Annotated in this window: 26 protein-coding genes; 22 read left to right on the forward strand and 4 right to left on the reverse strand. The window is 50.6% G+C overall.

Annotated elements, in window-relative coordinates:
- From AGRI_RS14275 to argH, 3 genes are read left to right on the forward strand one after another with little or no spacing between them, the layout of a single operon-like run.
- Nucleotides 1–915 carry an ornithine carbamoyltransferase gene (locus tag AGRI_RS14275; RefSeq protein WP_008985595.1) on the forward strand — a complete coding sequence of 305 codons (915 nt, stop codon included), beginning with the start codon at nt 1–3 and terminating at the stop codon, nt 913–915.
- 8 nt (nt 916–923) lie between these two features.
- Nucleotides 924–2,138: an argininosuccinate synthase gene (locus tag AGRI_RS14280; RefSeq protein ID WP_008609020.1), complete on the forward strand. Its 1,215-nt coding sequence runs from the start codon at nt 924–926 to the stop codon at nt 2,136–2,138.
- A gap of 3 nt (nt 2,139–2,141) precedes the next feature.
- Nucleotides 2,142–3,527, forward strand: coding sequence for an argininosuccinate lyase (gene argH, locus AGRI_RS14285; RefSeq protein WP_008985596.1), 1,386 nt, complete (start codon nt 2,142–2,144; stop codon nt 3,525–3,527).
- Between the two features lie 82 nt (nt 3,528–3,609).
- Here the strand turns inward: argH and AGRI_RS14290 are convergent, their stop codons facing one another.
- The gene (locus AGRI_RS14290; RefSeq protein ID WP_008985597.1) at nt 3,610–6,144 is read right to left on the reverse strand and encodes a penicillin-binding protein 1A; all 2,535 of its coding nucleotides are present in this window, start codon (nt 6,142–6,144) and stop codon (nt 3,610–3,612) included.
- Nucleotides 6,145–6,300: 156 nt separating this feature from the next.
- On the opposite strand from AGRI_RS14290, the gene AGRI_RS14295 reads away from it, so the two are divergent.
- From AGRI_RS14295 to AGRI_RS14335, 9 genes are all read left to right on the forward strand, one after another.
- Nucleotides 6,301–7,380 (forward strand): pilus assembly protein PilM, encoded by a 1,080-nt coding sequence (locus tag AGRI_RS14295; protein WP_008985598.1) that lies wholly within the window; start codon nt 6,301–6,303, stop codon nt 7,378–7,380.
- A complete protein-coding gene (locus AGRI_RS14300; protein WP_008985599.1) occupies nt 7,368–7,961 on the forward strand; it encodes a PilN domain-containing protein in 594 nt (197 codons plus the stop codon). Before AGRI_RS14295 ends, AGRI_RS14300 begins: the two co-directional genes overlap by 13 nt.
- A 2-nt stretch (nt 7,962–7,963) precedes the next feature.
- Complete coding sequence (locus AGRI_RS14305) at nt 7,964–8,563, forward strand: type IV pilus inner membrane component PilO (RefSeq protein WP_008985600.1); 600 nt, start codon at nt 7,964–7,966, stop codon at nt 8,561–8,563.
- Nucleotides 8,560–9,090: a pilus assembly protein PilP gene (locus AGRI_RS14310; protein WP_008985601.1), complete on the forward strand. Its 531-nt coding sequence runs from the start codon at nt 8,560–8,562 to the stop codon at nt 9,088–9,090. Before AGRI_RS14305 ends, AGRI_RS14310 begins: the two co-directional genes overlap by 4 nt.
- Nucleotides 9,091–9,105: 15 nt before the next feature.
- The gene (locus tag AGRI_RS14315) at nt 9,106–11,172 is read left to right on the forward strand and encodes a type IV pilus secretin PilQ (protein ID WP_008985602.1); all 2,067 of its coding nucleotides are present in this window, start codon (nt 9,106–9,108) and stop codon (nt 11,170–11,172) included.
- A gap of 163 nt (nt 11,173–11,335) precedes the next feature.
- The gene (gene aroK, locus AGRI_RS14320) at nt 11,336–11,854 is read left to right on the forward strand and encodes a shikimate kinase AroK (RefSeq protein ID WP_008985603.1); all 519 of its coding nucleotides are present in this window, start codon (nt 11,336–11,338) and stop codon (nt 11,852–11,854) included.
- 23 nt (nt 11,855–11,877) lie between these two features.
- Nucleotides 11,878–12,933, forward strand: coding sequence for a 3-dehydroquinate synthase (aroB, locus tag AGRI_RS14325; protein WP_008985604.1), 1,056 nt, complete (start codon nt 11,878–11,880; stop codon nt 12,931–12,933).
- Entirely contained in the window at nt 12,933–14,348 is a 1,416-nt protein-coding gene (locus AGRI_RS14330) for an SPOR domain-containing protein (protein ID WP_008985605.1), read from the forward strand. Before aroB ends, AGRI_RS14330 begins: the two co-directional genes overlap by 1 nt.
- Before the next feature lie 3 nt (nt 14,349–14,351).
- On the forward strand, nt 14,352–15,182 hold the full coding sequence (locus AGRI_RS14335; RefSeq protein WP_040292135.1) for a Dam family site-specific DNA-(adenine-N6)-methyltransferase: 831 nt from the start codon (nt 14,352–14,354) through the stop codon (nt 15,180–15,182).
- On the opposite strand, the gene AGRI_RS14340 is transcribed toward AGRI_RS14335, so the two are convergent.
- The 3 genes from AGRI_RS14340 to AGRI_RS14350 form a co-directional block, all read right to left on the reverse strand.
- Entirely contained in the window at nt 15,179–15,373 is a 195-nt protein-coding gene (locus tag AGRI_RS14340) for a DUF2970 domain-containing protein (RefSeq protein WP_008985607.1), read from the reverse strand. The genes AGRI_RS14335 and AGRI_RS14340 overlap by 4 nt on opposite strands.
- Before the next feature lies 1 nt (nt 15,374).
- Nucleotides 15,375–15,614, reverse strand: coding sequence for a hypothetical protein (locus tag AGRI_RS14345; protein WP_008985608.1), 240 nt, complete (start codon nt 15,612–15,614; stop codon nt 15,375–15,377).
- Nucleotides 15,615–15,729: 115 nt separating this feature from the next.
- Nucleotides 15,730–16,413 (reverse strand): TorF family putative porin, encoded by a 684-nt coding sequence (locus AGRI_RS14350; RefSeq protein ID WP_040292065.1) that lies wholly within the window; start codon nt 16,411–16,413, stop codon nt 15,730–15,732.
- A gap of 226 nt (nt 16,414–16,639) precedes the next feature.
- Here AGRI_RS14350 and rpe point away from each other — a divergent pair, with 226 nt between their 5' ends.
- The 10 genes from rpe to AGRI_RS14400 all read left to right on the forward strand — a co-directional run bounded on the left by rpe (nt 16,640) and on the right by AGRI_RS14400 (nt 25,975).
- Complete coding sequence (gene rpe, locus AGRI_RS14355) at nt 16,640–17,314, forward strand: ribulose-phosphate 3-epimerase (protein WP_008985610.1); 675 nt, start codon at nt 16,640–16,642, stop codon at nt 17,312–17,314.
- 49 nt (nt 17,315–17,363) lie between these two features.
- Nucleotides 17,364–18,368, forward strand: a complete 1,005-nt coding sequence (trpS, locus tag AGRI_RS14360) for a tryptophan--tRNA ligase (RefSeq protein WP_008985611.1) — start codon at nt 17,364–17,366, stop codon at nt 18,366–18,368.
- Between the two features lie 29 nt (nt 18,369–18,397).
- On the forward strand, nt 18,398–19,189 hold the full coding sequence (locus AGRI_RS14365; protein WP_008985612.1) for a DUF6671 family protein: 792 nt from the start codon (nt 18,398–18,400) through the stop codon (nt 19,187–19,189).
- A gap of 59 nt (nt 19,190–19,248) precedes the next feature.
- Nucleotides 19,249–20,220, forward strand: a complete 972-nt coding sequence (locus AGRI_RS14370; protein ID WP_008985613.1) for an L-threonylcarbamoyladenylate synthase — start codon at nt 19,249–19,251, stop codon at nt 20,218–20,220.
- Nucleotides 20,221–20,238: 18 nt separating this feature from the next.
- Nucleotides 20,239–20,823 (forward strand): anthranilate synthase component II, encoded by a 585-nt coding sequence (locus AGRI_RS14375; RefSeq protein WP_008985614.1) that lies wholly within the window; start codon nt 20,239–20,241, stop codon nt 20,821–20,823.
- A gap of 265 nt (nt 20,824–21,088) precedes the next feature.
- Complete coding sequence (locus AGRI_RS14380) at nt 21,089–22,306, forward strand: aspartate aminotransferase family protein (protein ID WP_008985615.1); 1,218 nt, start codon at nt 21,089–21,091, stop codon at nt 22,304–22,306.
- Nucleotides 22,307–22,475: 169 nt separating this feature from the next.
- Nucleotides 22,476–23,492: an arginine N-succinyltransferase gene (astA, locus tag AGRI_RS14385; protein WP_008985616.1), complete on the forward strand. Its 1,017-nt coding sequence runs from the start codon at nt 22,476–22,478 to the stop codon at nt 23,490–23,492.
- 14 nt (nt 23,493–23,506) lie between these two features.
- Entirely contained in the window at nt 23,507–24,976 is a 1,470-nt protein-coding gene (astD, locus tag AGRI_RS14390; RefSeq protein ID WP_008985617.1) for a succinylglutamate-semialdehyde dehydrogenase, read from the forward strand.
- A gap of 131 nt (nt 24,977–25,107) precedes the next feature.
- A complete protein-coding gene (locus AGRI_RS14395) occupies nt 25,108–25,458 on the forward strand; it encodes a DUF3802 family protein (RefSeq protein WP_008985618.1) in 351 nt (116 codons plus the stop codon).
- 106 nt (nt 25,459–25,564) lie between these two features.
- Nucleotides 25,565–25,975 carry an OsmC family protein gene (locus tag AGRI_RS14400; protein ID WP_008985619.1) on the forward strand — a complete coding sequence of 137 codons (411 nt, stop codon included), beginning with the start codon at nt 25,565–25,567 and terminating at the stop codon, nt 25,973–25,975.
- Nucleotides 25,976–25,998: the final 23 nt, after the last annotated feature.

Below are 25,998 nucleotides of genomic sequence, written 5' to 3' on the forward strand. Positions count from 1 at the left end.
ATGAGTAAATTAACCCAGCTGCTGTGTTTAGCTGAACTGGATCAGACACAACTTAAGGCGCTGCTCGAGTTAGCGCTGAATATCAAACAAAACCCGCAGGATTACCAGCAGGCATTAAAGGGCCGCAGCATTGCGCTGTTGTTTGAAAAGCCCTCGCTGCGCACCCGCGTCAGTTTCGATGTTGGTATTTACAAACTCGGTGGCCACAGTGTCTATCTGGATTTGCAAAACGGCGCTATGGGCGTGCGTGAGTCGGTAGAGGATTTTGGCAGCAATTTGGCGTGCTGGACCGATGCGATAGTGGCACGGGTTTACTCGCAAAAAACGCTGGTACAGCTGGCGCTAAGCAGTAAAAAACCGGTGATTAACGCACTAAGTGACCTTTACCATCCATGCCAGGCACTGGCCGATTTACTGACTTTAAAAGAGCAATATGGTGACCTGAATAAAGTGCATCTGGCCTTTGTTGGCGATGGCAATAATGTCTGTCATTCGTTGATGTTGGGCGCCGCCATTATGGGCATGGATCTGACAGTCGTGACGCCACAGGGCTTTGGTCCTGATGCTCATGTGCTATTAAAAGCACAGGAGTTGGCGCAGCACAGTGGCGCCAAGCTGACACTCAGTCAGCATTTGTCGTCAGCCGCAGGTGCGGATGCGATCTATACCGATACCTGGGTGTCGATGGGGAATAAAGCCGATCCGGCGCAGGTACAACGTATTTTTGCACCTTATCAAATTAATACCGCTGCCATGCAACGGTTGGCAGTAAAACATTTTATGCACTGTTTGCCGGCACATCGTGGTCAGGAAGTGACCAGTGAAGTGCTGGACAGTGAATTTTCTCTGGCATTGCAGCAGGCGGAAAACCGGATGCATGCGCAAAATGCTGTGTTAGTCAGTTTATTTAGTTGAGGTTGGTAATGAGCGTAAAGAACGTAAAAAAAGTGGTACTGGCTTATTCTGGCGGTTTAGATACCTCGGCCATTGTACCTTGGTTAAAAGATAACTATGACTGTGAAGTCATCGCTTTCGTCGCTAATGTTGGCCAAGGCGACGAAGAGCTGGCTGGCGTAGAGCAAAAAGCCATTAACTCTGGCGCTAGCAGCTGCTATGTTGTTGACTTGCGTGAAGAGCTGGTAAACGAAGTGATTTTCCCGACCTTAAAAACCGGCGCTGTCTATGAAGGCCAGTATTTGCTTGGCACCTCAATGGCGCGGCCAGTGATTGCCCGCGCTCAGGTCAAACTGGCACTGGAGCTGGGCGCTGATGCGCTCTGTCATGGCTGTACCGGTAAAGGTAATGATCAGGTGCGGTTTGAAGGCGCTTTTGCTGCCCTGGCACCGCAGTTAAAAGTTATCGCGCCCTGGCGGGAATGGGAGTTTAACTCCCGGCAATCGCTGTTAAATTATCTGGCCGAGAAGAAGATCCCAACCACGGCTTCTGCCACCAAAATCTACAGCCGCGATGCTAACCTGTGGCATATTTCGCATGAAGGCGGCGAAATTGAAAATCCATGGAATGAACCATCTGACCAGATCTGGATGTGGACCAAATCTCCGGAGCAAGCGCCGGACAAAGCCGAATATGTTGAGCTGAGCTTCGAAGCCGGTGAGCTGAAAAAGGTCAATGGTCAGGCCATGAATGGTGTGGCAGCCATTGAACTGCTAAATGCCGTTGGCTCTGAGCATGGTGTTGGCCGGATTGATATCGTCGAAAACCGGTTAGTTGGCATGAAGTCCCGTGGCTGTTATGAAACGCCGGGCGGTACCATTATTCTGGCGGCACTAAAAGGCCTGGAAGCGCTGGTTTATGACCGCACCTCACTGAAATATCGGGAAGAAGTAGGTTTAGAGTTTGCCCAGCTGGTCTATGATGGCCGTTGGTTTACACCGTTGAAAGACGCCTTGCTGGCAGCCGCCACCTCATTAGCCGCGCAGCTGACCGGTGATGTAGTGGTCAAGCTGTATAAAGGTAATGTCACTGTGGCCAAGCGTCGCTCGCCGAATAGTTTGTACTCTGAAGCCTTTGCCACCTTTGAAGGTGATGAAGTCTATAACCAGAAAGACGCTGAAGGCTTTATCCGGTTGTACAGTCTGGCCAGCCGGATCCGGGCGCTGCACGCGAAGAAGGATTAAGTTATGGCGATGTGGGGTGGTCGCTTTACCGAAGCGACACTGGCTGAGTTCCGCGATTTTAACGATTCGCTGAGTTTTGATTATCAACTGGCGCTGCAGGATATCGCAGCGTCGCGCGCCTGGGCCGCCGGTTTGTTGCAAGCCGGTATTATCAATCAGCAGGAAGCACAGCAGCTGGATGCCGGTTTGGCTGACTTAGCGGTGGCGATTGAGGCGGATCCGACATTACCGTTGCAAACCCAGGAAGAGGATATTCACAGCTGGGTGGAAGCCCAGCTTACCGCTAAACTGGGCGCGGTGGCGAAGAAGTTACATACCGGACGCAGCCGTAATGATTTGGTCGCCACCGATCTACGGTTATGGACCCGGCTAAATGCTGGCTATGTGCGACAGGCGCTACTATCGGTACTAAGAGCCTTGCTGGTATTTGCCGAGCGAGCCGGTACTGACGTGATGCCGGGTTTTACCCATCTACAGCGCGCCCAGCCGGTTTTAGTCGCGCATTGGGCACTGGCTTATGTCGAGATGTTTAAACGTGACCTGAGTCGCTTAGATGACGCTGTTGCACGCTTAGATGTGTGTCCGCTGGGCTGTGGTGCACTGGCCGGTACTGGTGTGGCGATGGATCGGCATACACTGGCACAGCGTCTGGGATTTGCCCAGGCAGCAGCCAATAGTCTGGATGCGGTATCAGATCGTGACTATGTGGTGGAGCTTTCTGCTGCCGCCAGCTTGTGTATGACGCACTTATCACGGTTGTCGGAAGATGTGATCTTCTTCTGTTCGGGTGAGGCGGCGTTCTTTAAATTGGGTGACGCCATCAGTAGCGGTTCTTCGCTGATGCCGCAAAAGAAAAACCCGGATGTGTTTGAGCTACTGCGCGGTAAAACCGGCCGTGTACTCGGACATTTGGTCGCCATTTTGCATGTGTTGAAAGGCTTACCTTTGGCCTATAACAAAGATATGCAGGAAGATAAACAGGGCTTTTTTGACCTGATGGCAACCTGGCAGCAATCTCTGCTGGTGTTAGCAACGGTATTACCCCATTTAGCGGTGAATACAGAGCAATGCCGGCGGGCCGCCGAGCTGGGTTATAGCAACGCGACGGATCTGGCTGATTATCTGGTAGCCAAGGGCGTGCCGTTCCGTGACGCGCATGAGCTGTCGGGAGCGCTGGTGTTAAAAGCTTCAGCGGCCAAGGTCGCGCTCGAAGCATTACCACTGACTGAGATGCAGCAGGTCAGCCCGCTGATTACCGATGATGTCTACGCTGCGCTGACCATTGAAGCCGGTTTGGCCAAACGTGCCGCTCTGGGGGGCACGGCACCACAGCAGGTGCTCTGGCAGTTAAAGCAGGCACAACAATGGTTTGATGCGCTGAGCGACTAAATAAAGCGCAACTAAATAAAAAAACCGGCAAAGCCGGTTTTTTTATTGGATGTGCTATTGGGCTGATAAGGAGCAACAGCAGTTAGAATAACTCCTCCAGCTCGTCTTTCTTGTCGGTGGTTTCCCCAAACTGAATTTGTGGCACACTGCCTGACACATATTGTGTTGGCTCGGTACCCAACTTAAAGAATTCAAAGGTACTGGTATGATCAGTGCTACGGCTCAATAAACCCGTTGTTGTATCAATTCGGACCGAGGAAATACCCACCGGCGGCGTCACACTTTGCTCAGGATAGGCTGGTAAAACATCGCGGGCAAAATTTTGCCAGGCAGGCAAGGCGGTGCGGGCACCCGCTTCAACACCAGCGCTTTGTTCGCGGCCTAAATTGGCGTTCCAAAGTGCCCGGCCCAGACTGCGATTAGCATCGTCAAAACCGACCCAGGTTGTTATGGCCAATTGCGGTGTAAAGCCGGAAAACCAGGTATCTTTCGAGTCGTTGGTGGTACCGGTTTTGCCCGAGATATCGCGACGTTTCAAGTTTTGTAACTGCCAGGCGGTACCATTCCAACCTGTGCCCTGACGCCAGTCACCGCCACCCCAAACACTACTTTTTAATGCATCAGCAATCAAAAACGCATTTTGTGCTGAAATCACTCTGGGCGCTGTGGTAACAGTTGGTTCGCTGGCAGATGTCGGCTCGCTGGTATCAGTATGCTGGCTTGATTCGACACAATCATCACAAGCCAGCAGGGGTTGATGTTTAAACACCAATTGATCCTGGGCGTCTAAGACTTTGTCTACGACGTAAGGTTGCACCAAAAAGCCACCGTTGGCGAAGACCGCAAAACCAGTTGCAACTTCTAATGGCGTTAATGATGCAGAACCTAATGCCAAGGTCTCGTTGCGGGGTAAATCAGCCGGGTTAAAGCCGAATTTTTGTAACTGCGCGATGGATGCATCGATACCAATGCCTCTCAGTAAGCGAATGGATACCACGTTTTTCGACTTTGCCAGAGCTTCACGGATCCGGATCGGACCATCATAAACTGCCGGCGAGTTGCGTGGTCGCCAGGCGATACCCGCGCCGCTGTCCCAGTGATGGATGGGGGCGTCATTCATAATGCTGGCCAGCGTATAGTTATGCTCCAGTGCAGCCGAATATATAAAAGGCTTAATATTGGAACCAACCTGACGTTTAGCCTGGATCGCACGGTTAAACTGGCTTTGTGAAAAACTGTAGCCACCAACCAGAGCTTTAATGGCACCGTCCTGTGGATTTAATGCCACTAGCGCACTGCTTGCTTGAGGGATCTGACTTAGTTGCCACTGTTCATTTTGCTGCCGAACCAAAATATGCATCCCCGGCTGCAGTATGGCCGCTGCGCTTTTGGGGGCAACGCCCTGACGCTCATCGCTGATATAGCTGCGCGCCCACTTCAGGCCATCCCAGTTCAGCGTTTGTTGCTGGCCGCCTTTTAGCATTACCAGCGCACTTTGCTGGTTGACCTGCAGCACGACTGCAGGCACCAAATCTTCAATGCCCTGTTGTCGGTCCAAATAATTAATAATTTCCGCTTCATCGGGCCGTTCGGTTTCAATAAATACCGGTTCTTCCGTCTGCTGTTCCGCTAATTTAGCTTGCCAAACATTCGCCACCGGACCACGATAGCCATGACGTTCATCATAATCGTATAGATTTTGCTGCAAGGCGCGGCGGGCAAGCGCCTGTTCCTTACTATTAATGGTGGTGTAGACCTTAAAGCCTTCGGTATAAGCAACTTCTTCCCCGAAGCGCTCTACCATTTGCTGACGTACCATCTCGGCGATATAAGGTGCCGATGCTGTAATCTGTGCGCCATGCAAGCGGCTGGTTACTGGCGCAGCGATAGCCGCCTCATAAGTGGCCCGGTCGATCGCCTGCGTCTCTAGCATTCGACCCAATACCACATTGCGTCTGGCCCTGGCATTACTGGCGGATCGCACGGGATTTAAAATCGAAGGCGCTTTCGGCAGGCCGGCGATAATCGCCATCTCATCAACGGTTAGTTCGTGGACTGTTTTACCGAAATACACCTGCGCTGCGGCTCCAACACCAAAGGAGCGATGCCCAAGCTCAATTTTGTTCAGATACAACTCGAGAATTTCGTCTTTGGTCAGTAACTGCTCAATATGAATCGCCAGAAAAATTTCTTTTACTTTGCGAATCAGTTTTTTCTCGCGACTGAGAAAAAAGTTTCGGGCTAATTGTTGAGTGATGGTACTGGCGCCCTGACTGAGCTCACCGGAAGTTGCCACCACAGTGGCTGCACGGATAATGCCGATAATATCAATGCCGGGATGTTCATAGAAACGGGTGTCTTCGATCGCAAGAAATGCCTGAACCAACAGTGGCGGCATCTCGTCGAGTCTTAGTGGGATACGTCTTTGCTCACCGAACTGCGAAATCAGTTCGCCATCTGCAGTAAAAACTTGCATTGGCGTTTGCAGGCGCACATCTTTTAATGTAGCGACATCGGGCAACTCGTCTTTCAGCAGTAAATAGGTGACCAGGATGGTCGTTATACCGGCAAAAAACGCCACCACAACAAAAATTAAAAGTTTTTTAAACCAAGACACCGTGTGACCCCAATTTTAACTCCCAATTTCGTAATATCGCTGCTAGTATATATTTATTAGACTGAGATTAAACGCTTTTTCTTGCCAAAAATTCGTGTCTGGGCTAAGAATACCTAAATACAAATCGGCTAACAAAAACAACGGCTGCAGGACGCTATGATAAAAAGCCTGTTTAGTAAACAACCCCCCGTGATGGTGGGTATTGATATCGGCTCTCACTCGGTGAAGGCGGTATTGCTCAGCCAACACAATGGTCTCTTCAAAGTAGAAGCCTTTGCGATAGAGGCTATGCAGAAAGGCGCGATGTCTGACCGCGAGGTTCAGGATATCGAGGCTGTCGGTAACGTACTGGCGAAGATCCGGAAGAAAATTCCGCGCTCTGTCAAATACGCCGCCATTGCTATTTCTGGTTCTACAGTAATCAGTAAAGTGATTTTCATGGATGTGTCCTTAACGGATGCTGAACTGGAGAGCCAGATTGAGGTGGAAGCCGACACCCTGATTCCCTATCCGTTGAATGAGGTGAGTCTCGATTTTGAAAAGTTGGATGTCAATGAGGCTGACCCGTCAAAAGTTAACGTCCTGCTAAGCGCGGCACGAACCGAAAGTGTCGAAGCCCGCGTCGCTGCCTTGGCACACGGTGGTTTTACGGCAAAAGTCGTTGATGTGGAGAGCTACGCCTTAAGTCGGGCTACTGAGCTTTGTCTGGCGCAGTTACCGGCTGATGCAGGCAGTAAAGTGGTTGCAATGGTAGATATCGGCGCCACTATGACGTTGCTGAGTATCGTAGAGGATGGCAAAACGCTTTACACCCGCGATCAGGTATTCGGGGGTGAACAGTATACCCGTAGTATTTTGTCGTATTATAACAAGAGTTATGATGAGGCCGAACACGCCAAAGTAAATGGCGAATTACCACCCAATTACACCTTTGAAGTGCTGGCTCCCTTCCAAACCATGCTGTTGCAACAAATTCGTCGCGGCATTCAGATGTACCTGACCAGTAGCGGCAGAGAAGCCGTCGATTATCTGGTGGTATCAGGCGGTTCAGCGCTGATTGAAGGCATTGATAAACTGCTGATCGACGAACTGGGTATCCACACCGTGATTGCTGATCCTTTTGCTAGCATGGAAATCGCTACAGCCGTCGACCGTGAAACGCTAGACCGATATGCACCGCAGCTGATGGTAGCCAGTGGTTTGGCGTTAAGGAGTTTTTCACCATGGCATATATAAACCTGCTGCCCTGGCGTGAAGCCGCCAGAAAAGAGCGTCAGAAAAACTATGTCATGGTGCTGGCATTGACCGCCCTGGTGAGTTTCCTGGTGTGTTTTCTGATTAATATGATCTACAACGCCAGGCTGGATGGTCAAGCGAAACGCAATCAGTATCTGGAGAGTGAAATCCGAATTCTGGACCAACGTATTGCGGAAATCCGCGCCTTGAATGAGACAAAACGCAGTTTGCAGCAGCGTATGACGTTGATTGAACAGTTACAAGGCAGCCGAAATCTTGGCACAGAAGTGATGTTGGAGATCACGCGCATTGTACCTACCGGCGTTTACTTGACGCAGCTTGAGAAAAAAGGCTCAGCGCTGCTGTTGTTAGGCAAAAGCGAATCAAATAATCGTTTATCCAATATGCTGCGTGAGGCAGAGCAGTCTGAGCTGTTGACCACACCTTATCTGGAATTTATTGAAGCGGCTAAAGAACGTTCCTCTTTGCTGAGTGATTTCAGAATGCACGTGAAAATTGCCGGTTATGAAGCATTGGAACAACAAAACGTTCCTGCCGATAATCCGCAGGGGGGCAGATAATCATGGCGTTGAATATGAAGTTATCTGAGATTGATGTAAGTGATCTAGACCTGGAAAATATGGGGGCATGGCCGTTAGCGGTGAAATTTATCTTCGCGCTGATTGTTGCTGCTCTGGTTTCGGTTCTTAGTTACTACCTGCTAATTGACGCTAAAATTGATGAGCTGAGCGCCGCCAAACAAAAAGAAACTGAACTGAAGCAAACTTATCAAACCCGTTATGCGTCAGCAGTTAATCTGGAAGCTTACCGCGAGCAGATGAAAGAGATGGAAGAGACCTTTGCGGTCTTGCTAAAGCAGTTGCCAACAACGCATGAAACGCCTGGTTTACTGGATGATATTACTTATGTTGGCACGACCAGTGGCCTGACCTTTTTGCGGATTAATTGGGAACCCGAGGTTGAAAAAGAGTTTTACACTGAGTTGCCGATTAAAATTGATGTCGTAGGCGATTACCATCAATTTGGTAATTTTGTCAGCGAAGTGGCTAAGTTGCCACGGATTGTTAGCTTGCATGATTTTACGATCCAAGCCGATAAGGACGATAAGCTAAAGTTCAACGTAGTAGCTAAGACCTATCGGTACAAGGAGAGTAAACAATGAGAGCACTGCTGACAGTGGTTGTTTCTGCATTATTTCTTACCGGTTGCTTTGACGACCTCAGTGATATTCAAGCCGAGTTAGAGACAGTAAAAGCGAATACGCGGCCCAGGGTAGAGCCTTTACCACAGGCAAAGGAATTTATTCATATCCCTTATACCATGGCTAATGTGCGTAGTCCCTTCGCTGAACCAACACCGGAGGCGATCCAGGATCGTATTTCGCAGCAGCAAGACTGTATGCACCCGGATCCAGAGCGTCGGAAAGAACCTTTGGAACGTTTTGCACTGGACAATTTAAAAATGCGCGGGACTTTGGGCGACCAGGGACAAATCTGGGCACTGGTCGAATCGGCGGATAAAGCCTTACATCGTATTACCGTAAACAACTACATGGGGTTGTTCCACGGTAAGGTAACGAGGGTGGAGCCGACTCATATTGATCTGTTAGAGCTGATTCCGGATGGTTCTGGTTGCTGGGTAGAGCGAACCACGAGAGTTCAGATGTTCGATGCAACTGCAGGTAACTAAGTGTGCGAGTAAATCATGGATAAATTAAATAAAACGAAATACGCAGGATTTAAAGGCAGCAGACTTGGTTTGTTAGTGCTTCTATGCAGTACCTTGCCTGCGTGGGCCGCACCTTTGCTCTACGAGGTTCGCTATAACCCGTTGTTGAATGGCGAAACAGAAATTGAATTTGTGTTTGATGAAGCCTTGCAGCAGGAACCAAGGGTTGAGCTGTTACAGCAACCGGCCAGACTCAGTGTCACTTTCCCGACAGCTGAACTGGAGCAGCGCGTTGCTGATATCAAGGTTGAGCAGGCTGGGGTGTCAACAATTCGTTCGACGTTAAATGATGGTGGCGTAAATGCCGTTATCAACATGGATACCCTAAAAGTCTATCGCACCCGGTTGAATGATAATGTGTTCGCAGTGCACCTTGCCGATACACCGCAGGTGGTCCGCCCTGGCAGCGCGTCTGAAATTAATCCAAGTTTTATTAATCAGTTGCAAGCAATAGATTTTCGCCGCGGTGATCGTGGCGAAGGTCGGGTTCTGGTGTTTCTGAAAGAAAACGCCGCCGCAGTTGATGTACAGGAGCGATTGGGTAAGCTGGAAATTGAGTTCCACAACACGGCTATTCCAGATGAATTACTGTATCAGCTGGATGTGGTAGATTTTGCCACTGTGGTAAAAGGAGTTGAAACTTTCCGTGAAGGAAGCTCAACCAAACTGGTGATCGATGCGACTGAGCAATTTACCTTTAACTACCAGCAAGTTGACAACATCTTTTCTGTAAGCCTACAACGTGATGCTACCAATCGCAGTATTCTGGGCGGTGGGCGTGAGTACAAAGGCCGTCCGATCTCATTAAACTTCCAGGATATCCCCATTCGTACCGTGTTACAGATTATTGCCGACTATAACGGCTTTAACCTGGTTACCAGCGATACTGTGACGGGTAATATTACGTTGCGCTTAGACGGTACGCCCTGGGATCAGGCGCTGGATATTGTATTACGGGTTAAAGGTTTGGATAAGCGGATGGAAGGCAATATCCTGATGGTTGCGCCAACCGAAGAACTGGCTTCCCGTGAAGCGAGGGAATTAGAGGCGAAACAGCAGGTTGAACAATTAGAACCTTTGTACTCTGATCTGCTACAAATTAATTATGCCAAGGCTGCAGATTTAGCAGGTTTACTGTCAAACCGCGAAGCAACACTGTTGTCTGAGCGGGGTAGTGTGGTCGTTGACGAACGTACTAATACCATTTTGTTAAAGGATACGGCGCGCAATATTGAGAGTGTGCGGCGTTTGATTGAACGGCTGGATATTCCGGTACGGCAAGTGCTGATTGAATCCCGAATCGTTACGGTAAATGACAATGTCACAGACGAGCTAGGGATCCGCTGGGGTTTTAGTGATCAGCAAAGCACCAGTGGCGGTAACCGTGGTGTATCGGGCAATGCAGACGGTGCTAACGGTATTTCAAACGGTAATTTTCCAGCACTGGACGATCGCTGGAATGTGAATTTACCTGTGGCTAACCCGGCAGGCAGTATTGCTTTCCACGTGGCTCGTTTGGCCGATGGTACCTTACTGGATCTGGAGCTGTCAGCACTGGAACAGGAGAACAAGGGTGAAGTCATTGCCAGCCCGCGTATAACCACCTCAAACCAAAAAGAAGCAAGAATAGAGCAAGGTGTCGAGATTCCTTATGTGCAGGCTGCTTCCAGTGGTGCAACGACAGTGGAATTTAAGAAAGCGGTTTTAAGTTTAACGGTTACACCACAAATTACCCCGGACAATAAAATTATTCTGGATTTAGTGATTACTCAGAATACCCGGGGTGAGACGGTACAGACCCCAACCGGTCCGGCAACAGCGATCGATACCCAGCAAATTATGACTCAGGTGCTTGCTGATAACGGTGAAACTATCGTCCTGGGTGGCATTTATCAGCAACAAATTGTTTCAAACGTCAACAAGGTGCCTTTACTTGGTGATATCCCTTACATGGGGGTATTATTCCGGAACAAACGTGAACTCAACGAAAAGAGCGAATTGCTGATTTTTGTGACACCACGGATCCTAACTGAAGGTCAATAAAAGCCAAAGCTGGCGGTCAGCGATCGCTGCCGCCAGCTGGCCGAGAATTAACTTGCCAATCAAAGCCCATTCCTGACATAATTCAGCGCTTCAATTTTTCGTGGGAGCCTAACGGTCCTTAACTTAACATTCCTTTGAATTAGCTGATTTAGCAATACGACATATGGCAGAAAAACGTAATATCTTCCTCGTAGGCCCTATGGGTGCTGGTAAAAGCACTATAGGTCGTCATCTGGCAGAGATGCTTCACCTAGAGTTTTATGATTCCGACCAGGAAATCGAACGCCGCACTGGTGCCGATATCGCCTGGGTATTTGATTTGGAAGGGGAAGCCGGTTTTCGGGTGCGTGAAGAAAATGTCATTCAGGATCTGACTGAACTGCAAGGGATAGTACTGGCGACCGGTGGTGGCTCAGTACTGAGTAAAGAGACCCGGAATCGTTTGTCTGCTCGTGGCATAGTAGTTTATCTGGAAACGCCTATTGAAAAGCAGGTTGCCAGAACGCAGCGTGATAAAAAACGGCCGCTCTTGCAAACAAAAGAGGAACCGAAAGAGGTCCTGGAGCGCCTGGCGGCAGAACGTAATCCACTCTATGCAGAGATCGCAGACTTCACGGTTCGCACTGATGAGCAAAGTGCGCGTTCTGTTGCAAATCAGATTATCGAGCAATTAGGTTTTTAACTTATTAGTAACGGGGGCTGCAGATGCATAAAGTTGAGGTACAACTTGGCGAGCGCAGCTACCCGATACAGATCGCCGCCAGTTTTACGGGATTATTGCCAGAGCTAGCGGCGGCGTCGCAGGTTGTTATTATTTCTAACCCGACAGTTGCTGAGCTGTATCTACCCGCCGTGGCAGCACTATTCCAGCATCCTCCAAAACACTTTCTGATCCCGGACGGCGAAGCTTATAAAACGCTGGCCTCCTTTGAACAAGCCTTATCGTTTTTACTGGAACAAAAGCTCTCGCGTCAGGTGCTGTTAGTGGCATTGGGCGGTGGCGTTATCGGTGATGTAACCGGTTTTGTTGCCGCCTGTTATCAGCGCGGCGTACGTTTTGTGCAAATTCCGACCACGCTGTTATCCCAGGTTGATTCTTCTGTTGGCGGTAAAACAGCAGTTAATCATCCGCTTGGTAAAAATATGATCGGTGCTTTTAAGCAACCGGAACAGGTTTTAATTAATACCGCAGTTTTACAGTCTTTACCACCGCGTGAGTTCGCTGCCGGTATGGCCGAAGTCATCAAGTACGCCATTTTGGGTGATCTAGAGTTTTTGGCCTGGCTGGAGCAACATACCAAGGACATCGCTGCCAAAGATTCCGCCATCTTGTCAGAGATGATTCGACGTTGTTGTCAGATGAAAGCTGATATCGTCAGTCGTGATGAGACAGAGCAGGGTGAACGGGCATTATTAAACCTCGGCCATACCTTTGGCCATGCGATCGAAGCTTTTCTGGGATACGGTGAGTGGCTGCACGGTGAAGCGGTTGCGGTTGGGATGGTGATGGCGACGAAATTGGCGCTAAGCCGTAGCTGGTTGACGCCGTCGGATGTTGAGCGGGTAGAGAAGTTGCTGAATGACTTCCAGCTCCCGGTGCAGCCACCTGAGCGTATGCAAATCAATGATTTCCTGCCATTTATGAAAACGGATAAAAAGGTGCAGCATGGGCAGATGCGCTTTATCCTGCCACGCCGGCTCGGACATTGTGTGCTAGCAGACGATGTCAGTGAGACTGAGCTTTACCAAGTTTTTAGCTGATGAAAATCAGAGGGCTACAGCAGCAACTTGCCGCCAATACCTATCTGCTGCCGTCGCAGCGAGAGGTGTTAACCCGCTTGCTATTTCAACTGGCATTCAACGATTTTTCGCATTTGGCATTAATTGGCGCAGCGGGCAGCGGTAAATCAACCATAGCGTTAGTTCTGGCTGAATTATTGTCTGATTGTCAGGAAATGCCGGTGAATGTCGCTTTGGTAAGCTTGCCGGCAGTCGGGGCTGAGTTAAGGCAACAACTCGCCCAGCATTGGTTTGCTACGTCATCACTGAATGCCGCCGATTTATTATCCCGAATCAAAGCGCAGCCCGACGCCGAATTTGTTTTGCTGTTAGATAATGCTGACTTCTTGCAGGCCGAGGATTGGCAATGGTTGCAGCAGTTACCCGTCCGGATCTTCAGTTTCCGCCAACAGCCAGATGAGCGGATGCAGCTGAATCTAAGTATACCCGCGCTGACTCTGGCAGATAGTCAGCAGTTGCTGCAGGACGAACGACTTGACGCCATTAGCTTAGCTGAACGTTTTGCTCATAGTCAGGGTAATTTATACCAGTTATTGCAACCTAAAAGCCGCCGCAGGGCCCAACTGCCAGCAAACGATAAGGCAAAGCGCGGCTTTCCTTGGCCGCTGGCGCTGCTAACTGCGGTGCTTGCGTTAGTAGCGGCCTTTATCTGGATGCTGCCGACGGCGACAGAGCCTCCTGTGGGTACTTTGCCAACAAAGCTCGTTGAACAACAACCAACTTCGCAGGCGACGCCATCTATAGTGACCTCCGGTTCTGAACAGATTAACTCTGAAACCGATACTGATCAGAGGGCACTACCTGCAGTAGAGCTGGCAGATGTCACAAACCCGGATGCGACAGTGCCGGATATAGCCGAGATTACGCAGGATACGGAACCAGGCAGCGAGGAGCAGGTTGAGGCAACAGATATATTAGTTGCGGCAGACCAATTGTTGGTAACACCAAGCGACACTGCAGTGGTCTCCCCGTCAACGAATCTCGAGAGTGCAGCAAACGCCACACTGGCGACGGTAACGCCCGCTGACTCTGCAGAGTCAGATGTTGCCAATACTAAACACGCCATTTTAAATTGGGCTGCCAACCAACGTTTGGTACAGTTGGCCGTTCTATCAGAGCAGGCGGCAGTGTTAAGGTTTGCAAGCGACTTCCCAACAGTCGAGCACCTGGTCTATCAACGGCGCTGGCAAGGACGGGAGCAATGGGTAATCGTTGCAGGGCCTTTTGACAACAATGGTTCAGCACAAGGTTTTATTGAGCAGCTACCAGCCCGGTTACAGGCCAGCGGGCCCTTTCCGAAAATGGTGCGCTCAGTACAACAGGAAATATTAGCCTGGCAACGGTCGGCGCCGGCAGTGACAGAGCAGGGAAATTAATTGGTGCAGCAAAGAAGTCGTGCTTTTCTAAAATGGGCGGGTGGTAAGTATAATCTGGTTTCTCAGATCCAACAGCACTTGCCGCAAGCCGATTGTCTGGTTGAACCTTTCGTTGGTGCCGGCTCGGTTTTTCTGAATACCCAATTTTCTGCTTATCGTTTAAACGATATTAATGCCGATCTGATTGAGCTGTATAAAATCATTCAGCAGCAAGCGGAACGCTATATCGCGGATGCCCGAATGCTCTTTGTCGACAGCGCTAATACTAAAAGCAGCTATCTGAACTTACGACAACAATTTAACGATCAGCAGGATAAGTACCAGCGTGCACTGTTGTTCTTGTATCTGAACCGGCATGGCTATAACGGCTTATGCCGTTACAATATGTCCGGTAAATTCAATGTACCCTTTGGCAGTTATAAAAAGCCGTATTTTCCGGAAGCAGAATTATATTTTTTTGCAGAAAAAGCCCAGCGTGCGGAATTTAGCTGCTTAAGTTATCAGCAGGTGTTCGGCCAGCTGACAGCCGGTGATGTCGTGTATTGTGACCCGCCTTATGTGCCGCTGAGTAAAACGGCGAGCTTTACCAGTTATGCCAGCCAGGGGTTTACCCTTGATGATCAAGCGCAGCTGGCGATCTTAGCAGAGCAAGCTCAGCAAAACGGCTGCAGTGTATTAATTAGTAACCACGATACGACCTGGACACGGAAGATTTACCATCAGGCTCAGTTACAGAGTATCGCTGTTGGACGTTCAATTAGTCAGAAAGGCCATAGCAGGGGCAAGGTACAAGAATTATTCGCGTTGTATCAGGCAGGCTCTACGAGTCGCTAGTTCAGCACCAGAAAAACGATAAGTAGCAGTATTGCGACAAAAAACGCGGCAAGCACTATGCCGGTAACAATGTATGGTATTGCGCTTTGACTTTGAAAATCCTGCAGACGCTGCTGTTCTGACTGCACACCGATAAAAGCACCTAATACCGCTTTTACCACTTGCCGCAATCCGGGCTTAGCGGGACTCATCTCAGTTCTTTGGCGATTTTGCCGGCAGTAGCTGACTGACTAGTTCCAGAAAGTCGACGAAGTGAAATTGTGCCGAGCGACTGTTACCGGATAACCAGTTTAGCCAGTTATGTTGTGAGTCTTTGCAAGCAGAAGTAGTGCCTGTACAGTTGTCTGAGGCTGCATTGTTCTGCCAAACAGCAAAAGCAAGCAACAGGCTACTGGCTAACAGCAGTGATTTGCTCGTTTTGGTTAGTTTCATGTTAATTCCTGTTAACGTGATGCAGAGGCGCTAATCATAGTTGATTCTATCGCCAGACACAAGCTGATTAATTATTATACGCTGTGGTCTGGCGATGAAAAGCGCGCTGCAACCGTTAAAACGCTTTCGAAACGCCGAAAATTACCCGGCTGTCACACAGGTTACAGTCTTTAATATCGGTATCAACATAGGCCAGCGACAGCCCCAGGCCTAACACTTCGGTACTGAGGGTGACACCGTAATCCAAATAACTGGCGCTGCTGTCATCGGCATACTCGTTATGGCCCAAATGAAAATCCAGTGCCAGATTATCGGTCAAGGCCAGGCTGTAGCCAGCATAGACATAGTAGTAATTACCGCTGTTGGCATAATAGTCATCACTATAAGCCAGTCCGAAGGTAAGATCTTTGTAGGAGACCGAGCCATACAGTTCCCAGAAATTCGAGCCTTCGAATTCGGTATTCGGATAACCATAGCGCATAATACCGACATCAGCGGTCCAATCTTCCGCAATATCACCACTCCAGCCGAACAAAACATCCAGCTCTAAGGTGCCCTGGCCACCGAAATCGACACTGGAACCCCAGACTGAAACATACCAGCCTGATTCCGTCGCCAGCGTCAAGCCACCCTGTAAGGCGGGCGCTTCGTCGGTTTGTGAAATCCCCCGAAATGCATAATCAGATACAATCGTAATATCGCCACTAACTTCGACTGCTTGCGCAGTTTGGCTGCTCAACCCGGCCGCCAATAACAGGCCGCTTAACCCTAATGTCATTACACTTTTGCTTGCTGTCATTGTTAGATCCCCTCAGATTAGATTCATCCAGACAATTCCAAGATATATGCCATTTTATAAAAGTGTTTAATAACAGTAATTTAGGGTTGCTCGGTTGATGCCTGAACCGCAGGCTTGCCGTCTGCTGGTGCAGCCTTGCCTGATTTTTGTGCAATCACCCGCTAACCATGCTGCTTTCTGCGGTAGAATTCAGTAAAGTCTGCGTTTTGTGCCGGGGAACACCGCTATGCAACCTTATTTAATTGCGCCTTCTATTTTATCCGCCGATTTTGCCCGTTTGGGCGAGGATGTCAGCAAGGTGCTGGCGGCAGGCGCCGATGTCGTGCATTTTGATGTGATGGATAACCATTATGTGCCTAATCTGACGATAGGTCCGATGGTGTGTCAGGCTTTGCGTAACTACGGTATTACCGCACCGATTGATGTGCATCTGATGGTCGAACCGGTGGACAGCTTGGTGCCGCAATTTGCCAAAGCCGGGGCCAGCATTATTACTTTCCATCCTGAGGCGTCGCGCCATGTCGACCGTACCTTGCAGCTGATTAAAGATCAGGGTTGTCAGGCTGGCCTGGTATTTAACCCGGCGACACCGCTAAGTTATCTTGACTATGTGCTGGATAAGGTCGATGTGATTTTGCTGATGTCAGTGAACCCTGGTTTTGGTGGCCAAAAGTTTATTCCGGCAACTTTAGACAAACTGCAGGCGGCGCGGCATTTAATTGATAGCAGTGGTTTGCCGATCCGTTTAGAGATTGATGGCGGTGTCACGGTAGCCAATATTGCCGAAATTGCTGCCGCCGGGGCGGATATGTTTGTTGCCGGTTCTGCAATTTTTAACAGTCCGGATTATGCAGCAACGATCGCCCAGATGCGCCAGCAACTGGCAGCGGTAACGGGTTAATGTATAATAGCGGTCTTTTTTTTGAACTTAACACAGGACTTTGCACAGCATGAGCCGTAAACCCATAGTACTCAGTGGCGCCCAGCCGTCCGGACAATTGACCATCGGTAACTATCTGGGCGCGCTGCGGCAGTGGGATCAGATGCAGGACGACTACAACTGTTTATACTGCATTGTTGATTTACATGCGATTACCGTACGTCAAGATCCTGCTGCCCTGCACAGTGCTTCACTGGACAGCCTGGCGTTGTATTTGGCTTGTGGCATTGATCCCAAGCGCTCGGCGGTGTTTATGCAATCGCACGTGCCGGAGCATAGTCAACTGGCTTGGGTATTGAATTGCTATACTCAGTTCGGTGAGCTAAGTCGGATGACGCAATTTAAAGACAAGTCAGAGCGACACAATAACAATGTCAACGCCGGCCTCTTTACCTACCCGGTGCTGATGGCTGCCGATATTCTGCTGTATCAGGCAAATCAGGTACCGGTAGGTCATGATCAGAAGCAGCACCTGGAATTGGCGCGTGATGTGGCCTTGCGCTTTAATGCGCTGCATGGCGAGGTATTCACTGTACCAGAGCCCTTTATTCCCCAGGTGGCAGCCCGGGTAATGAGCCTGCAGGAACCCACCAAGAAGATGTCGAAATCGGATGAGAACCCGTGGAATTTCGTTGGCTTGCTGGAAGATCCGAAGATGATCAGCAAAAAGTTCAAAAAAGCCATTACCGACTCCGAAGATCCACCGCGGGTGTATTTTGATTTGGACAACAAACCCGGTGTTGCCAATTTGCTGAATATCTTAAGTGGTGTGACGGGCAAAACGGTGGCCGCGCTGGAGGCGGAATACGAGGGTAAGATGTATGGCCATTTAAAAGGCGACGTTGCGGATGCCGTCATCAGCTTGCTGGAGCCGGTGCAACAAAGCTTCCGTGAAATCCGTGCTGACCAGACACTGATGCAGCAAGTGATGCGGGAAGGTGCCGCCAAAGCACGTGAACATGCCAGCCGTACCCTGGCCGCAGTGAATACTGCGGTGGGTTTTGTTGCACCTTAAGCAGCCCGGTTAGCTTGGAGCCGCGCCAGATGCAGCCGGTCGCTTTTTTAACCCAACATGGCAAGGTACCGCTACTGGTTGACGCTTTAGCTCCGCTGGGTTGGCAGGTTTTTGGCGTAACGGGTTTTGATACTGATTTATTGGGCAGTTTTGCCGGCGAGCAGCCACGTTTTATGACTGCCGCTGAGTGCGCGTTACGCAAAGCGGCCATTGCCGCCGAGCTGGCAGGGACTGCCATCGGTATCGGCAGTGAGGGTAGCTTTACGGCCGGTCCTTACGGTTTGGGTACCTTAAATCAGGAATTGTTGTGCTGTGTCCATCTTGATGAGGGCTGGGCGGTTACGGCGCGAGCGCAGCAACTTTGCACTGCCCGCAGCTGGCAAGTAACGGCAGCTACCGAACTGGAAACGATATTGCCTACGCTGCCTAATCAGCAGTTATTGTTGGTCAAACAGGGCCCGCGACTGGCCAAAGCATTGAGCGTTGCGCAAGCCCGGCGGCACTGCGTTGACTGGCTGGATGCCGGCCCGGTGCAATTGGAATATGATCTGCGGGCGCATTGTAGCCCAGAGCGGCAACAGGTGATCCGGTTAGCGGCAGAAAATTTGTACCAACGGTTACAGCGACGCTGTCCGCATTGCCAGACCCCGGGGTTTTGGCCAGAGCAAGCGTTAAGCGGATTGCCTTGTGCTGATTGTGGTCAACCTACGCAACAGGCGAGAGGCCATCGCGCCAGCTGTCAACGCTGTGATTACCAGCAAGACCAGTTACACAGCGGCGGCTATGCCGATCCTGCCTATTGCCAGTACTGTAATCCATAGACGGTGCAACCGATAACAGGCTGACCCATAAGCAGGGTTGGCCATAAACAGAGTACCAGATGAACACAGAGTTATTAGCTGCCGATAAGCCAGCGGATCTGAACCGGGCTGCAGCCTTATTACAGCAGGGCGCTTTGGTGGCTGTGCCCACTGAAACGGTATATGGTTTAGCGGCCAATGCGGCAGATCCGACTGCCGTGGCAAAAATTTTTCAGGCCAAGGGGCGGCCCGCGGATCATCCGTTGATTGTCCACATCCCGGATCTGGCGATGCTGGAGCAGTTCGCTATTAAGATCCCGGCCACAGCATATCAATTGGCAGCCGCGTTCTGGCCGGGGCCACTTACCCTGTTGTTACATAAGGCACCTGATGTGAGTCCGGTCGTCACTGGCGGCTTAGAGACCATTGGTATTCGTATGCCGGCCCATCCCGCCCTGCTGGCCTTACTGCAACAAGCCAGGCTTGCGGTAGCGGCACCTTCCGCCAACCCTTATAAAAAGCTCAGCCCAACCCGTGCCAGCCAGGTGCTGCATGGCATGGCCGGGAAAGTTGCTGCGGTGTTAGATGGTGGTCCTTGCCAACATGGTCTGGAGTCGACCATTGTCGATCTGACGGGTGAGCAAATCCAAATCCTCCGCAGTGGGCCGATTAGCGCGACACAACTGGAACAGGTGTTAGGATGCCGTGTCACGACGCCGCTACAACATCAGGTAAAGGTTTCAGGGAATGTCGGTGCCCATTATCAGCCCAATACTCCCGTTTATCTGTTAGCGCCGGAGGCATTGTTGGCGCGCCTCGCCAGCAGTAATGCACGTCGAGCGGTGCTTTATTATTCGGCCTTGCCAGTGACCAACGCGGCCTATCAACAACAATTGCCGGCGACAGCAGCCGGCTATGCGCAGCAGCTTTATCATCAGCTGTTTTTAGCCGATCAACAGGGCGTTGCTGAAATTCTGGTTGAGCAACCGCCACACAGTCCTGGCTGGGAAGCGGTACAGGATCGTCTGCGCCGGGCCGCCCACCATGAGTAGCCGCTACAGGTCCGCGCTATGTTATTGATGATTGATAACTATGACTCCTTTACCTGGAATCTGGTGCAGTATTTTCAGGCGTTGGGGCAGCAGGTATTGGTAAAGCGTAATGATGAGCTGAGCTTAACGCAAATCCGGCAATTAGCACCTGACTATCTGGTGATTTCACCGGGCCCGGGTACCCCGGATCAGGCGGGGATCAGTTTGGCGGCGATTGAACACTTTGCCGGCAAAATGCCAATTCTCGGTGTTTGCCTTGGGCATCAGGCGATAGCACAAGTACTGGGCGCTAAGGTCATTCGGGCGCGCCAGGTGATGCATGGTAAAAACTCAATGCTTGAGCATCAACAGCAATCGGTTTTTGCCAGCTTGCCCAGTCCGTTGAGCGTTACCCGCTATCATTCCCTGGTGGTGGCGGCGGATACCTTACCCTCACAGGTTGTCCGAACCGCTTACACCGCGCCGGAAGCAGATGGCTGGCGCGACCTGATGGGGTTGTGGCTGCCAGAGTTACAGCTACATGGCGTGCAATTTCACCCGGAAGCCATCCTTACTGAGCATGGTCGGACCATGTTGGCGAATTTTTTAGCAGTGACTGCTTAAGCTGAACGTGAAAAGTGGACCAGTGGGCTGCATGGCTGATGCCGCTTGCGTTAAGCCAGCATTAGGTTGTCCAAGCTAGCATCAGGCTGCCGCTTAGTTATTCAAATCCTATGCAAATCTATCTGCAGCCCTTGTTTTTTCAGGGCTGCGCCGCTTTTTCCGGGCAAGACAACACTATTTAAATCTGTAATAATGCAGTTAAGGCCATCCGAAATGGCTCACTAATGCATTTGTACCCGCCAGTAAAATAAGAGGACAACACAACATGACTGCTGATATTCAGGTAACCAGAGCGCTGTTTGATGAAGTAATGGTACCCAACTACGCTCCGGCAAAATTGATCCCGGTAAAGGGCCAGGGTGCCCGCGTCTGGGATCAGGAAGGTCGTGAATATATCGACTTTGCTGGTGGTATCGCAGTTAGCAGTTTGGGGCATTGTCATCCGGCACTGGTCAATGCGCTGAAAACCCAGGCCGACAAGTTATGGCACCTGAGCAACGTGTTAACCAATGAGCCGGCACTGCGTTTAGCGAAAAAGCTGGTTGACCAAACCTTTGCTGAGAAAGTTTATTTCTGTAACTCAGGCGCCGAAGCCAACGAAGCCGCGTTTAAACTGGCTCGGCGCTGGGCGCTGGATACCCATGGCGAGCATAAAAACGAGATTATCTCTTTTGCTAAGAGTTTCCATGGCCGGACTTTCTTTACGGTCACCGTTGGTGGTCAGGCGTCGTATTCTGATGGTTTTGGTCCTAAGCCAGGCGCGGTGCTACATGCCGAATTTAATAATCTGGACAGTGTAAAAGCGCTGATCTCTGATAAAACCTGCGCCATAGTGGTAGAGCCGATCCAGGGTGAGGGCGGCATTATTCCGGGCGATGCCGAATTCTTAACAGGCTTACGCCAGTTATGTGACCAGTACAAGGCGTTACTGGTGATGGATGAAGTACAAACGGGTGTCGGCCGTACCGGTAAACTGTATGCCTATATGAACTATGGTGTGACGCCGGATATTCTGACCAGTGCCAAGTCGTTAGGCGGCGGTTTCCCGGTTGGCGCTATGTTAACCACGACAGCGATTGCTGCGCATCTGAAAGTCGGTACCCATGGCAGCACCTACGGCGGGAACCCGCTGGCCTGCGCGGTTGCTGAAGCTGCTATTGATACCATCAATACGCCGGAAGTATTAAACGGTGTGCTGAAAAACGAACAGATTTTCCGCGAATGCCTGCAAGCGATTAACGCTAAATATCAGGTGTTTAGTGAAGTTCGTGGTAAAGGTATGCTGCTGGGTGCAGTGTTAAATGAAAAATATAAAGGCCGCTCGCGCGACTTCTTCCTGGCAGCAGCAGAACAAGGCTTATTTGCCCTGGTTGCCGGTACTGACGTAGTGCGGTTTGCGCCGTCGCTGGTGATTACCGAAGAAGAAATCCGCGAGGGGATGCGCCGCTTTGAAGCCGCGGTGCAGCAGGTTACCAGCGCTTAATATCAAAGGCTCCTAAGGTGTCAACAAGAACACCGGAGCCGGCAGAGTTCAGACTCTGCCATGAGCCGATTCTTTTTAAAGCAAGCAAATTGGTATCCAACAGTGGGCACGCAGCGAGGTCACTTGCTGCAGCGCAACTGGATATAAAGCAATAATGGAGTAAGCGACAATGATGTTAATTCGCCCGATCCGAGCGAATGATTACCCGGCGCTGTATCAGATGGCAGTGGAATCCGGGCACGGCTTTACCTCGCTGCCGGTAAATGAAGAGCTGCTAATGCGTAAGATTAGCCGCTCTGAAGCGTCCTTTGCCAAAGCGGTAACCAGTCCCGGCGATGAAGGCTATCTGTTTGTACTGGAAGACAGTGTCACCGGACAGATCTGCGGTACCAGCGCACTGGAGGCAGCAGTCGGTTTGGATGATGCCTTCTACCATTATCATCTTGGCAAGGTGGTTCACAGCTCGCGCTCGCTGGGTGTTTACAAGACAGTAGATATCCTGACGTTATGCAATGATTACACTGGCGTCAGTGAGCTCTGCACACTGTTTTTACGCACGCCATACCGACAAAAGCACAATGGTCGTTTGTTATCGAAGATGCGCTTTTTATTTCTGGCTGAGTTCCAGCAGCGCTTCGCCGATAAGGTGATTGCCGAGCTACGCGGCGTGTCCGATAGCCAGGGTAATTCACCGTTCTGGCAATGGCTACAGGAAAACTTCTTTGCGCTGGATTTTCCAACCGCTGACTATCTGACCGGTATCGGTCAGAAAGAGTTTATCGCAGAGCTGATGCCAAAATATCCAATCTATGTCAGTTTACTGAGTAAAGCTGCGCAGCAAGTGATTGGCAAAGTCCATGAGCAAACTCGCCCCGCTCTGGCGTTACTGGAGTCTGAGGGTTTCGCCTGTCGCGGCTATGTGGATATTTTTGACGCTGGCCCGACGGTCGAGGCCCGGGTAGAGCAAGTGCGCACGGTTCGGGACAGCAAACGTTTTCAGGTGCGCATCGGCGAGGTAAGCGGTGGTGAGCCGTGTTTAATTAGTAATACTTCGCTCGCTGGTTTCAGAGCCTGCTGGGCCGAACTGAATCTGATGGCAGAGCAAGACTATATTATCATCCCGCCTGCGTTGGCAACGGCACTGAATGTCAGTGCTGACGACTGGGTGCGGGTGAGCAAAATCTAACACAGGAGTAGCAGATGAATCAGGCAGTGCAGTTTATTAATGGCCAGTGGCTGGCCGGTACTGGCAAGCCAATGCAGTCGGTTGATCCGGCAAAAAATCAGCTGATCTGGCAAGGGCAGGCAGCGGGTAGTGAGCAAGTTGCGGCGGCGGTTGCTGCCGCGCGTAACGCACAGTACGCTTGGGCTGATATGAGTTTCGAACAGCGGGTAAGTATCGTAAAACGCTTTGCCGAATTATTAAACCAGCATAAAGAAGCGCTGGCTGCCTGCATTGCCGAAGATACCGGTAAAGCCCTGTGGGAAAGCCGTACTGAAGTCACCGCTATGATCGGCAAAATTGATATCTCGGTGCGCGCCTATGAGGAGCGTACCGGCACTAAAGAGAATCCGATGCCGCAGGGCCGAGCTTTTGTTCGCCACAAACCGCATGGCGTGGTGGCGGTATTTGGCCCTTATAATTTCCCTGGCCACTTACCGAACGGCCATATAGTGCCGGCACTGCTGGCTGGTAATACCGTAGTATTTAAACCCTCAGAGCTGACACCAAAGGTGGCGGAGCTGACGGTGAAAATTTGGCAGGAAGCGGGTATCCCGGCCGGGGTGATTAACCTGGTACAGGGAGAGGTTGAAACCGGTAAAGCCCTGGCCAGTGATGACGGAATTGATGGTTTATTCTTTACCGGTAGCTCGCGCACCGGTCATTATCTGCATCAACAATTTGCTGGCCGGCCAGAGAAAATTCTGGCGCTGGAAATGGGCGGGAATAACCCGTTATTGGTCAAGGACGTGGCCAATATTGATGCTGCAGTACATGACATTATTCAGTCGGCCTTTATTACCTCTGGTCAGCGTTGTACCTGTGCCCGTAAGCTTTATCTGCCGGCCAATGCGGAAGGGGATGCGATTTTGGCGCGGTTACTGGACGTCAGTAGCAAGATCCTGGTGGGTGAATACGATGCACAGCCCCAGCCATTTATGGGCGCGATGATTTCCGTCGCCGCGGCGCAAAGTATGCTCAAGGCCCAGCAGCAGCTGGTGGCATTGGGTGGTAAAGTATTACTGGAGCTGCGGCAGCTGGACCCGGCAAAAGCCCTGGTGACGCCAGGTATTATCGAATGCTCTGCCATTAGCGAATTCCCGGATGAAGAGCATTTTGGCCCGCTGTTAAAAGTGTTCCGCTTCAGCGACTTTGATCAGGCCATAGCCGCAGCCAATAACACCAGCTTTGGTTTATCCGCCGGCTTACTGAGCGACAGCTATGAGCTATACCAGCATTTTTATAAGCGGATCCGCGCTGGTATCGTAAACTGGAACCGGCCTATTACCGGCGCCAGCTCAGCGGCACCCTTTGGAGGGATCGGTAAGAGCGGTAACCACCGCGCCAGTGCCTACTATGCTGCCGATTACTGTGCGTACCCGGTGGCGTCCGTCGAGCTGGAGCAAGTGGTGCTGCCGGAACAATTGTCACCCGGCTTACAGTTTTAACCACGGATAAATCGGAGCTACGGCTCCGATTTGTTTTCCAGGCAAATATTTGCTTAAATGATTGAAAACCTTTCGCTGTTCGGGCAAGTTATCCGGCAGTCGCTTTTCAGTCAGTGGTGCACAGGTACACTATGGTTATTGATAAACCCGGATATGAACACCTGATCCAGTTTCTAACTGAACATCTGGCACTCTTTACTGCAACCGGGCCGGCGGCAGACAGTGGTAAAACCATAGGTGTGTTGCTGGAAGAAAAAATCGCTGAACAAATTATCGCTCTCTGTACCCAACATACCGAACTGGAAACCAACCACCGCTCGCTGATAATCCGCGAAGTCGATGGTATTATGTATGACTTTCAGGAAATCCTTTCTTCGGTGCTGGATAAACCGGCTACCCAACCGCAACAAGATCTGATCTATGAGATCGCGTTATTAATCAAAAATCTGTTCGATAACGCCATTGCCGCGTTATTTGACTAAGCCGTATCGTCGCTGACGCCTCTTGCTGACGGGGATAATTTTGCTGGCCTGTCTGCCCACTTTTCCGTAGAATACTCAGCCTTAAAATTGAGCTGGGGTCAGTCTGATGGAAGCAACCGTAAGCTGGGTAAATAATCTGACTTTTCTGGGGCGCTCTGGTAGCGGTCATGCCGTGGTGTTTGATGCCGACCGCGACAGTAATACCGCTCCAACGCCAATGGAAATGCTGTTAATGTCTGCTGGGGCCTGCTCCTCGGTGGATGTGGTCGGGATTTTGCAAAAAGCCCGGCAACAGGTGCAGCACTGTGAAGTACAGCTCTCGGCCGAACGGGCAGAGACGGTACCTAAAGTCTTTACCAAACTGCATTTGCATTTTGTGGTAACAGGTACAGATGTCAGTGAAAAGCAGGTTGAGCGGGCCGTTAATCTGTCTGCTGAAAAATATTGCTCTGTATCGATCATGCTGGCTCAAAGTGTCAAAGTAACGCATTCGTTCAGCATTAAACAGGCTGAATAATTAGGGTGACTGCAAGGTCAGGC

The organism is Alishewanella agri BL06 (genome assembly GCF_000272005.1).
Classification (GTDB): domain Bacteria; phylum Pseudomonadota; class Gammaproteobacteria; order Enterobacterales; family Alteromonadaceae; genus Alishewanella; species Alishewanella agri.